This is a genomic window from Marinobacter sp. ST-43, assembly GCF_030541085.1.
GTDB lineage: Bacteria > Pseudomonadota > Gammaproteobacteria > Pseudomonadales > Oleiphilaceae > Marinobacter > Marinobacter nauticus.
In genome coordinates, this window is sequence record NZ_JASSVO010000029.1 from 19726 (window position 1) to 29384 (window position 9659).

The 9659-nt window shown below is 58.0% G+C and carries 10 protein-coding genes; 6 read left to right on the forward strand and 4 right to left on the reverse strand.

Annotated elements, in window-relative coordinates; translation table 11 throughout:
* Positions 1-42: 42 nt before the first annotated feature.
* Positions 43-1266 (reverse strand): GGDEF domain-containing protein, encoded by a 1224-nt coding sequence (locus QPL98_RS18670; protein WP_303293789.1) that lies wholly within the window; start codon positions 1264-1266, stop codon positions 43-45.
* 159 nt (positions 1267-1425) lie between these two features.
* Between QPL98_RS18670 and QPL98_RS18675 the strand changes: the two genes are divergently transcribed.
* Positions 1426-1833 (forward strand): GFA family protein, encoded by a 408-nt coding sequence (locus tag QPL98_RS18675; RefSeq protein WP_222447391.1) that lies wholly within the window; start codon positions 1426-1428, stop codon positions 1831-1833.
* Positions 1834-1876: 43 nt separating this feature from the next.
* Here the strand turns inward: QPL98_RS18675 and QPL98_RS18680 are convergent, their stop codons facing one another.
* From QPL98_RS18680 to QPL98_RS18690, 3 genes are all read right to left on the reverse strand, one after another.
* On the reverse strand, positions 1877-2050 hold the full coding sequence (locus QPL98_RS18680; protein ID WP_286897033.1) for a 7TM-DISM domain-containing protein: 174 nt from the start codon (positions 2048-2050) through the stop codon (positions 1877-1879).
* A 60-nt stretch (positions 2051-2110) separates the two neighbouring features.
* Positions 2111-2299 (reverse strand): hypothetical protein, encoded by a 189-nt coding sequence (locus tag QPL98_RS18685; RefSeq protein ID WP_226538070.1) that lies wholly within the window; start codon positions 2297-2299, stop codon positions 2111-2113.
* 156 nt (positions 2300-2455) lie between these two features.
* Positions 2456-3262, reverse strand: a complete 807-nt coding sequence (locus QPL98_RS18690; RefSeq protein WP_303293790.1) for an enoyl-CoA hydratase-related protein — start codon at positions 3260-3262, stop codon at positions 2456-2458.
* 196 nt (positions 3263-3458) lie between these two features.
* Between QPL98_RS18690 and betI the strand changes: the two genes are divergently transcribed.
* The 5 genes from betI (at position 3459) to ahpC (ending at position 9485) form a co-directional block, all read left to right on the forward strand.
* Positions 3459-4052 carry a transcriptional regulator BetI gene (gene betI / locus QPL98_RS18695; RefSeq protein WP_011787244.1) on the forward strand — a complete coding sequence of 198 codons (594 nt, stop codon included), beginning with the start codon at positions 3459-3461 and terminating at the stop codon, positions 4050-4052.
* Between the two features lie 62 nt (positions 4053-4114).
* The gene (gene betB, locus QPL98_RS18700) at positions 4115-5584 is read left to right on the forward strand and encodes a betaine-aldehyde dehydrogenase (protein ID WP_011787243.1); all 1470 of its coding nucleotides are present in this window, start codon (positions 4115-4117) and stop codon (positions 5582-5584) included.
* 27 nt (positions 5585-5611) lie between these two features.
* Complete coding sequence (gene betA / locus QPL98_RS18705; RefSeq protein ID WP_011787242.1) at positions 5612-7297, forward strand: choline dehydrogenase; 1686 nt, start codon at positions 5612-5614, stop codon at positions 7295-7297.
* 171 nt (positions 7298-7468) lie between these two features.
* Positions 7469-8725 carry a BCCT family transporter gene (locus tag QPL98_RS18710; RefSeq protein WP_228224279.1) on the forward strand — a complete coding sequence of 419 codons (1257 nt, stop codon included), beginning with the start codon at positions 7469-7471 and terminating at the stop codon, positions 8723-8725.
* A gap of 196 nt (positions 8726-8921) precedes the next feature.
* Positions 8922-9485, forward strand: a complete 564-nt coding sequence (ahpC, locus tag QPL98_RS18715) for an alkyl hydroperoxide reductase subunit C (RefSeq protein ID WP_011787240.1) — start codon at positions 8922-8924, stop codon at positions 9483-9485.
* Positions 9486-9659: the final 174 nt, after the last annotated feature.

Consider the following 9659-nt stretch of genomic DNA (forward strand, 5'->3'; position numbering starts at 1 on the left):
GGGCAGCAGAGATGCCTTTTTCCTTATTGCCCGGAAGTCCCGTTAAATACGAATGATGGAGGGTGTTCGCGAAAGGCATTCCTCGCCTGGGTTTTTCGTTGCCAGATCAACAACGCAGTTACGCCCCTGTTTTTTGGCAGCGTACAGCGCGTTGTCCGCACGGTGCAGCACGGCACTCCACTCGCGGTCACTGGAATCGTAGTGAGCCACTCCGAAACTGGCCGAGAGCGTTAAACAGACATCATCGCCAATCGTGATCTGGGTGCCTGCCGTTTTGGCTCTGAGTTTCTCCGCCACCTCTAATCCCTGCTCGGTGTCTTTACCAGGCAACAGCAGAACAAATTCTTCGCCCCCGAAACGCGCCACCACGTCATGCTTTCGTATGTGCTCTTTGAGCGTATTGGCAAAGCGCCTCAATACCTCATCGCCTACATGATGGCCGTACTCGTCATTCACGTTTTTGAAGTGGTCCAGGTCGCACATGATAATGGCGAAGGGCGCACCTGAACGCTGCGCTCGGCTGAACTCAATGTCACAACATTCGTCGAATGCCCGCCTGTTGTAGAGCCCCGTTAAAGGATCAATCCTGGCGATTTCGGAGAGTTCATCCTGCAACTCATCGGACGCCATCCACATCGTGCAGAAGGATGACAGAATAACCAGTAGTTCTCCGGCAATGATCGTCAAGGCGCTGAGCAACCCAGCCCTCATGAAATCTTGAGGCGGTATGGCGTAGAACGACCAGAAAAAGCGGAAAATAAACAAGCTACTCATCAGCAAAAACATGGCGATGAGCATTTTGGCGACCATGCGGTTGCGGATGTCCCGGTGTTTCAGCAGTCCGCTGGCACCGATCAGGCAGATCGCTGCACAGACCATAGAGAAGGTCTGTATACGGATATTTATATCTGGAATATGAAAGGTATAGAAATACAGTAAAGCAGCAAGCAGGACCACCAGTGTGGTGCTCAGCCAGCGCTCATGGCGCAGTGTGATACCCAGGAAATGAAACAGTCCCCGGTAAATCAGCACAACGCCCATAATGATTGCGATATTGGCAATCACGATGGACAGGAAATCGTAGATTACATGGCGCAGGCCGAGCAGCACGCAGCCGCCGCCGATCAGAAGATAACCTGCGCCCATGGTCCGGATTCCAGAGAACTTGGCATGCTCTCTTGAGTAGGCAAACATACCAAGACCGAACACCAGGCTGAACAACATCAATGTCAGGCTCAGGGTGCGAAAATCAAGCTGAATAGCCATGGGCTTTCCTGTAAAAAATGGCAGCAGCGCCTGCGCTCCACTGAGGCCCATTGTAGCCGTTAAGCCTGCGCCATGCAGCCTGTTGGTGGTGCCTTTGCCGAAGCTTTGCATGCACGCGAACACAGGTTGATACCTTGAATACTGAAGGGAGGGAATGCGATGACGGATTATGTTGGCTCTTGCCTGTGTGGCGCCGTGAAGTTCGAGGTGCACGGAGACTTCGACAGCTTTTACCTGTGTCATTGCCGATATTGCCAGAAGGACACCGGGTCTGCCCATGCGGCAAACCTGTTCTCCCAGTCGGCCCGGCTGGTCTGGCTGGCGGGTGAGGAGGCTGTGGCCTCCTATACGCTCCCGGGCACCCGGCACCAAAAGTGTTTTTGCCGGACCTGTGGTTCGGCAGTGCCCAACACCCATATTCCGGGTTTGCTGGTCGTGCCCGCCGGGTGTCTGGACTCGGAGCTCTCCCGGGTGCCTACCGCGCATCTTTTCACGTCGAGCCGGGCAGCCTGGGATCGTGCGCTGGGCGATGTGCCGGAGTTCTCCGGTTTACCGAAGGCGACTTGACGCAGGCTATCGGGTGGAAGGACGGCGGATAATGATGACGGTTTTACTGAAGGGGCTGGTGGTCTGGGGCGGTATTCTGGTGCTGGCCATCGCCGGTTTCCAGTGTTCGCAGAACCGTCGAGCCGTCCAGCAGGTAGAAGCGGACATCATCCAACTGGGAGTAGCCGAGTTCGGCCACCAGGTTGAGCCCGGCCGATGTGGCGTTCTCTGTGGGCACGCGCAGCCATTAGGCCGATGACGTAATGCCAAGGGTAGCTTTGCCGTCGGGCTGGTGTTGCTAGTCGCCGGCCGGCAGTGAGAGCACGTCCTGCAGAGATGCGAGGCCATCGCTGTCTTCCCAGTACTGGAACTGGCTGGCGATAGGTTGGTCTGCTCCGATGACGACGGTGGCTGAACGGGCAAAGGCGGCCTGGCTGCACAAAAGCAGCAACAACAGGAGAATGCGACACGTGTGTAGCAGGTTCACCGAAAGCCGACCTTGCTCGTCAACCCGAGACTGTTTGTTGTTTTCTTAACTCTGTCAGTCTAGCAATGCTGGCGGGCGAGAAAAGCCGTTGTTGTGGGTTTTAATGCAGCAAAATGTGTCAGGTTTCTAAGTAATTAACGTGGCTGGGCGTTTGCCTCATTGCTTTCGGGCCAAGGTATCCAGCATGCGGTTCACCGCTTCCAGATGTTCCGGCTCATTGTGGCTCATGCCCTGGAAGCAGGCGCAGATATCCAGGAAATCCCGCAGTTCCGTGCGTTGGGCCATTTTCATCAGGCGCTTGGTCAGCCGGGTGGCCTTGGCGGGCTGCTGGGCGATACTGCGGGCAAGTGTCATGGCCGCGTCCATTAGCTGATCGGCAGGCACCACGTCCATCACGATACCAAGCTGTTTGGCTTCGTTGGCGTCGATCACGCGGCCGGTAAGCGTCAGCTCAAACGCTTTCTGGTAGCCGATCAGGCGTTGAAGGAACCAGGCCCCGCCGTCACCGGGAATGATGCCCAGGTTCAGGAAGGTTTCGCCAAACTTCGCGTTGTCTGCGGCCAGGCGAAGATCCGCCATGTTGGCCAGATCAAATCCTGCGCCGATGGCCGGGCCGTTCACCGCCGCAATCACCGGCACTTCCACGGCGTCCAGTGCCAGGGGGATGCGCTGGATGCCCTTTCGGTAGCGCTCGGCGCATTCCGCCGGGTCGCCTGCGAAGTCCCCGCCCCGTTCCGCCATATCGCGAATATTACCCCCGGCACTGAAGGCCGAGCCTGCACCGGTGATCACCAGCACGGATACCTCCTCGCAGCTGTTCACCCACTCGGCGGTGGCAACAATATCGTCGATCAGATGGGAGCCGGTGAGCGCGTTGCGCAGGTCGTGGCGGTTCATGGTGAGCGTGGCCACTCGGTTTTCCAGAGTCAGCAGGGCATCGGTGAGTTGGGGCAGGGTACTCATAGTGGCTCCTTGTTGTTCGCGGTTGTCCCGATTGTGTCCTGACTGGCCGGCGGTTACCAGCAACCTTTGGTGGAAGACGCATCCAGTGTAATGAGGTGATGTGGTGGTTTTCTGATCAAATTTGAAATCCCTGTCACGTTTCTGTAGCCTTTAATTTAATTGAACGTTCAATTAATAAAGATTGGATGGAAAGCCCATGCCGAAAGTCGGAATGAAAGACACCCGCCGCCAGCAACTGATCGACGCCACCATGGAGTCCATCGCTGAACTGGGGATGCAGAACACCACGATCGTGAGCATCAGCAAGCGGGCGGGAATGTCGTCCGGCATCATCAGCCACTATTTCGGGGGCAAGCAGGGGCTGATTGAGGCCGCCTTGCGCTACCTGCTGGACCAGTTAGGCAAGGAGCTGCGGGAGCGCATGGCGAAAACTGATCGCTCCCCGGCTCAGCGGCTGGACTGCATCATCGAGTCCAACTTTTCCGAGTTCCAGCGTTCGGCGCTGGCGGCGAAAACCTGGCTCAGCTTCTGGGCCCGCTCGATGCACGAGCCAGGGCTGAAGCGTTTGCAGCAGATCAACAACGCCCGGCTGTACAGCAACCTGCGTTATTCCTTCGCGCAAGTGCTGCCGCAGGCCGAGGCGACAGCCGCGGCCCGGCAAACGGCGGCGATGATCGACGGGTTCTGGTTGCGCAGCGCCCTGAGCCTGGACCCGGCCGAGAGCTTTGAAGCCGGCGAGCGGCTGTGCAAGCAGTTTGTCCACGAGACACTGGCCCGGGCTGGCGTCTGAGCCAATTTGAATTCCATGGCCCACAAGGCCTGAAGACACCGAACAGAGGTTACCAACGCGCTATGTCTGCATCTCTTCCTGTGGTTCAGAATTTTGTCCACGGCCGGTTTCTGGCCAACAGCACCGGCGAGACCTTCCCGGTGGTGAATCCGGCCACGGGCCAGGTGATCTATGAAGTGGAAGTGGCGGATGAGTCTGTGCAACAGGCCGCCATCGAGAGCGCCCGCGCCGGTTTTGCCCAGTGGGCCGCCACACCGGCCATTGAGCGCAGCCGTATTCTGCTGAAAGCGGTGGCCTTGCTCCGCGAGCGCAACGACGAGCTGGCGGCAGTGGAAGTGCGTGACACCGGTAAACCTTGGCAGGAAGCGGAAGCTGTGGATGTGGTGACCGGCGCCGATGCCATTGAGTTCTTTGCCGGCCTGGCGCCGTCCATCGAAGGTAACCAGCAGGATCTGGGTGGCGATTTCTACTACACCCGCCGGGAGCCGCTGGGCATCTGCGCCGGTATCGGCGCCTGGAACTATCCGATCCAGATCGCCTGCTGGAAGTCGGCCCCGGCCCTGGCCTGCGGCAACGCCATGATCTTCAAGCCATCCGAAGAAACCCCCATGGGCGCAGTGAAGCTGGCGGAAATCTTTATCGAAGCCGGTGTGCCGGCGGGCGTGTTCAACGTGGTGCAGGGCGCTGCCGAAGTGGGCCAGTGGCTGACCCATCACCCGGAGATTGCCAAGGTGTCGTTCACCGGCGAGGTGGGCACCGGCAAGAAGGTGATGGCCGCCGCCGCGTCGTCGCTGAAAGACGTGACCATGGAACTGGGTGGCAAGTCGCCGCTGATCATTTTCGACGACGCGGACCTGGAGAACGCCATCTCCGCCGCCATGGTGGGTAATTTCTACACCCAAGGCGAGATCTGCACCAACGGTACCCGGGTGTTTGTGCACGAGGACCTCTACCCGCGCTTTATCGAGCGCCTGCTGGAGCGCACACGCAAGAACATCAAGGCCGGTGACCCGATGAACCCGGACACCAACTTCGGCGCGCTGATCTCCAAAAAGCATCAGGAACTGGTGTTGGGTTACATCAGCAAAGGGCTGGCCGAAGGCGCCACGCTCAGCCACGGCGGACGGGCCTTTGAGCCGGAGGATTCTCAGGGCGGCTATTTCGTGGAACCGACCATTTTCACCGACTGCACCGACGACATGACCATCGTGAAGGAAGAGATCTTCGGGCCGGTGATGTCTGTGCTCACCTTCCGCGACGAAGACGAGGTGATTGCCCGTGCCAACAATACCGATACCGGACTTGCCGCGGGTGTGTTCACCAATGATATCCGCCGGGCACACCGGGTGATTCACCAGATCCAGGCCGGCATCTGCTGGATCAACAGCTACGGTGCCTCCCCGGCGGAAATGCCGGTGGGTGGCTACAAACTCTCCGGTATCGGTCGTGAGAACGGGCGCGAGACCATTGCGCACTACACCCGGATCAAGTCGGTGTATGTGGGCATGGAAGACATCGACGCCCCGTTTTAACCCTGCAGGCCACAGAGGAGAACGCGTATGAAAGAAAACCAATACGACTACATCATTGTGGGTGCGGGCTCAGCCGGTTGTGTGCTGGCTAACCGTCTGACCGAGGACAGTGAAAACCGGGTGCTGCTGCTGGAAACCGGTGGCAGTGACAAGAGCATCTTCATCCAGATGCCCACCGCGCTATCCATTCCCATGAACACCAAAAAGTACGCCTGGCAGTTCGAGACCGAGCCGGAGCCGTATCTGGACAATCGCCGCATGCATTGCCCCCGGGGCAAGGTGCTGGGTGGTTCGTCATCCATCAATGGCATGGTGTATGTCCGTGGCCATGCCCGGGATTTCGACGAGTGGCAGTCTGAAGGTGCCGACGGCTGGAACTACCGTAACGTGCTGCCCTATTTCAAGAAGGCGGAAACCTGGGCCTTCGGCGGCGATGCCTACCGGGGGAATTCCGGCCCCCTGGGTGTGAACAACGGCAATAACATGCGCAACCCGCTGTATACAGCGTTCATCCGGGCCGGCGTCGATGCCGGTTATCTGGAGACCGATGATTACAACGGTGCCCGCCAGGAAGGTTTTGGCGCCATGCACATGACCGTGAAGAACGGTCGCCGCTGGTCCACCGCCAACGCCTACCTTCGCCCGGCCATGGCGCGGCCGAATCTGACGGTGGTCACCCATGCCCTGGTGCATAAGGTCCTTCTGGAGGGCAAAACCGCCACCGGCGTGCGCTATGAGCAGGGCGGCCAGGTGCATGAGGCCAAAGCCGCCAAGGAAGTGATTCTGTCGGCCGGTTCTATTGGCTCGCCACATTTGTTGCAGCTTTCGGGTATTGGCAAGCGCGAAGTGCTGGAGCAGGCCGGTATTGAGGTGAAGCATGAGCTGCCGGGCGTGGGTGAGAACCTGCAGGATCACCTGGAGTTCTACTTCCAGTTCCGCTGCCAGAAGCCGGTCTCCCTGAATGGCAAACTGGACTGGTGGAACAAGCTCAAGATCGGGGTGCGCTGGATTCTGCGCAAGGATGGCCTGGGGGCCACCAACCATTTCGAGTCCTGTGGTTTTATCCGCTCCAAGGCCGGCGTTGAATGGCCGGACCTGCAATACCATTTCCTGCCGGCGGCCATGCGCTACGACGGCCGCGAAGCCTTTGATGGCGACGGTTTCCAGCTCCACATTGGTCATAACAAGCCGAAGAGCCGGGGTTTTGTGCATGTGCAGTCTGCCGACCCCAAACAGGCCCCGCGCATCCGTTTCAACTACCTGGAACACGAGGCCGACCGCGAAGGCTTCCGCGACTGCGTGCGCCTGACCCGGGAGATCATCAACCAGCCGGCCATGGACGAGTACCGCGGAGCAGAAATCCAGCCCGGTGTGGATGTGCAGAGCGATGAGCAGATCGATGCCTTCGTGCGCCAGGCGGTGGAGAGCGCTTATCACCCGTCCTGTTCCTGCAAGATGGGCACTGATGCGCTGGCGGTGGTAGACCCGGAAACCCGCGTGCGCGGTATCCAGAATCTGCGGGTGGTGGATTCGTCCATCTTCCCGACCATACCCAATGGCAACCTGAACGCGCCCACCATCATGGTGGCCGAGCGGGCAGCCGACCTTATCCGGGGCAGGGAGCCCCTGCAACCTTCGGACGCGCCGGTCTTCATGGATGACCAATGGCAGGCGCGCCAACGTCCGGGACAAGCGAAACGGTCGCTGGCCTAGCGACCGCAGTCCCGGCCCGGGTACGCAAGGTGCCCGGGTAGCAAGCCCTCAGGATTTCCCTATCAGCGCGACGGCATCCCGCCGTTTTCGGGCGACTGATAGGCAAGTCCTGGGTTTGTGTCCGATTCGAAAGAAGCAGCGCTTACAAAGTAGAGGAGGAACACCCATGCTGTGCACTACAATGACAAGGAACAACCGGAGGGAGATCGCATGACACTCTGGTTATCCACAGGCCTGATCTTTACCTTCGCCGCCATAGCCCTGATTCTGTATCGGTGGTGGGACATGCAGTGCATCGGCGTTACGCCGGTTCGCACGCTGACCTTCATTGCCATCCTGTTCACCTCCGGTCTGGATGTGGGGCTGATCATGTTCCCGCTCACCGAGTTCGGTGGTTACGGCAATGTCTCTGAAAACCCGGAATACGCCTTTGCCAACCCGCTGGCCATTGAGTTCGGGTTCTGGGCCTTCCTGATCTGGGGCTTCTATTTCCTGACCTGCTTCTACTTTGCCATCATTGAGCCGCGGGTGAAGTTCTTCGAGATTCCGATGGTGAAGCTGGTCAACAACGTGGTGATTATCGGCACCTGCGCGTTCACCGCTTACCTGCTGCTGGTGAATCTGCCCTGGTATCTGCCGCAACTGGGTGATGGTGAATCGGTGGTGCCGGCGTTCTACATCATCGTGTTCCTGTCCATTGCGCTGGCGGTGTATTCCAGCTCCAAGGTCAAATACATCCGCATTCTGAGTGTTGGTTCCAGTGTGCTGTTCATTACCCTGATTGCGGGTATGTGGTTCCGGGCATTTGTTCTGGGTAAAGGCTCGCCGGCAGATTTCTTTGGCACCGCCGGCATGCTCGGTGAGTACTTTGCCAACATCCATCACTTTGTCCTGCCCATCAACGACTACCACGAGTTTTATCTGTTCTGGTGGTTTGCCTGGAGCATCATGATTGGTCAGTTCACCGCGCGTTTCGTGAGTGGTATCAAAACCTGGCAGCTGCTGATTGCCATGCTGGTTGTGCCGTCCGTTGCCATTGGCGTGTGGTTCAGCGTGCTCTATTACTATCACGCGGAGGGGCTGAAGATTGCCGCCTTCACCAACATCGCCATGATCTCGGTGGGCGTGTTGATGGTCATCAACTCCCTGGATTCCCTGATCCGGCTCTACACCGATAACCTGAACCTGACGGCGCAACGCCTGGGGCGGGTGAATTATGTGCTCTTCAACCTGGTGGCCATGGTCGGGCTGACCATGTTGTTCAAGCTGGATTTCCTGCGGATTCAGTGGGTGGGTGCGCTGGTCATTGCGCTCTACTTCGGCTGCTTTGGTTATATCCTGCTTAGGAAACGTTCAGAGGTGGCTGCCATTCAAACGTCACCAAAAGAAAATATTCTGGACTTCCGCAAGATTGAACTTGCAGGTTAAGGCCCCATATCAATGGCAGGTGGCTGAAGGCCCGGAAGGCTTTTGGCCGCCATGTTTAGCCGAAGTTGATGGCTGTATATAGGCTGTGCCTATGCTGAGATTGGAAATAATCAATTTTCACTCAGATGGTCAAACCCGTATCTTGTGCATCGTTTCCAAACCATCAGTTAAATGAACCGACAGGAGTTATTCTGAGATGGGTATCGTTAACAGCGAAATCAAACCGTTCAACGCCACCGCATTCAAGCAGGGCGAGTTCGTAGAAATTTCTGAAGCCGACGTTAAAGGCAAGTGGGCCATCTTCTTCTTCTACCCGGCCGACTTCACCTTCGTGTGCCCGACCGAGCTGGGCGACGTGGCTGACAAGTACGAAGAGCTGCAGAAGCTGGGTGTAGAAGTGTTCTCTGTATCTACTGATACTCACTTCACCCACAAAGCATGGCACGACACTTCCGAGACCATCGGCAAGATCAACTACTACATGGTTGGCGACCAGACTGGCACCATCACCAACAACTTCGGTGTTATGCGTGAAGGCCAGGGCCTGGCAGACCGCGCTACCTTCCTGATCGATCCGGACGGTATCATCCAGGCTGTTGAAATCACTGCCGAAGGCATCGGCCGTGACGCAGACGACCTGCTGCGCAAGGTTAAAGCTGCCCAGTACGTTCGCAACCATCCTGGCGAAGTTTGCCCGGCCAAGTGGAAAGAAGGCGAAGAAACTCTGGCTCCGTCTCTGGACCTGGTTGGCAAGATCTAAGTTTCCCCGATTCGGTGAAACTTACAGAAAGGCCCGCACTGCGGGCCTTTTTTGTAGTGCGCCAGGCATGGCGCGTAGCGCCTTGACGGGCGCTGTTCCGGTACAGGTGGTGCTGGCCGGATGACTTGGGGGTGCAAGTCCCCTGTGGGCCCGGCAAGGGGAACCACTAGCCGG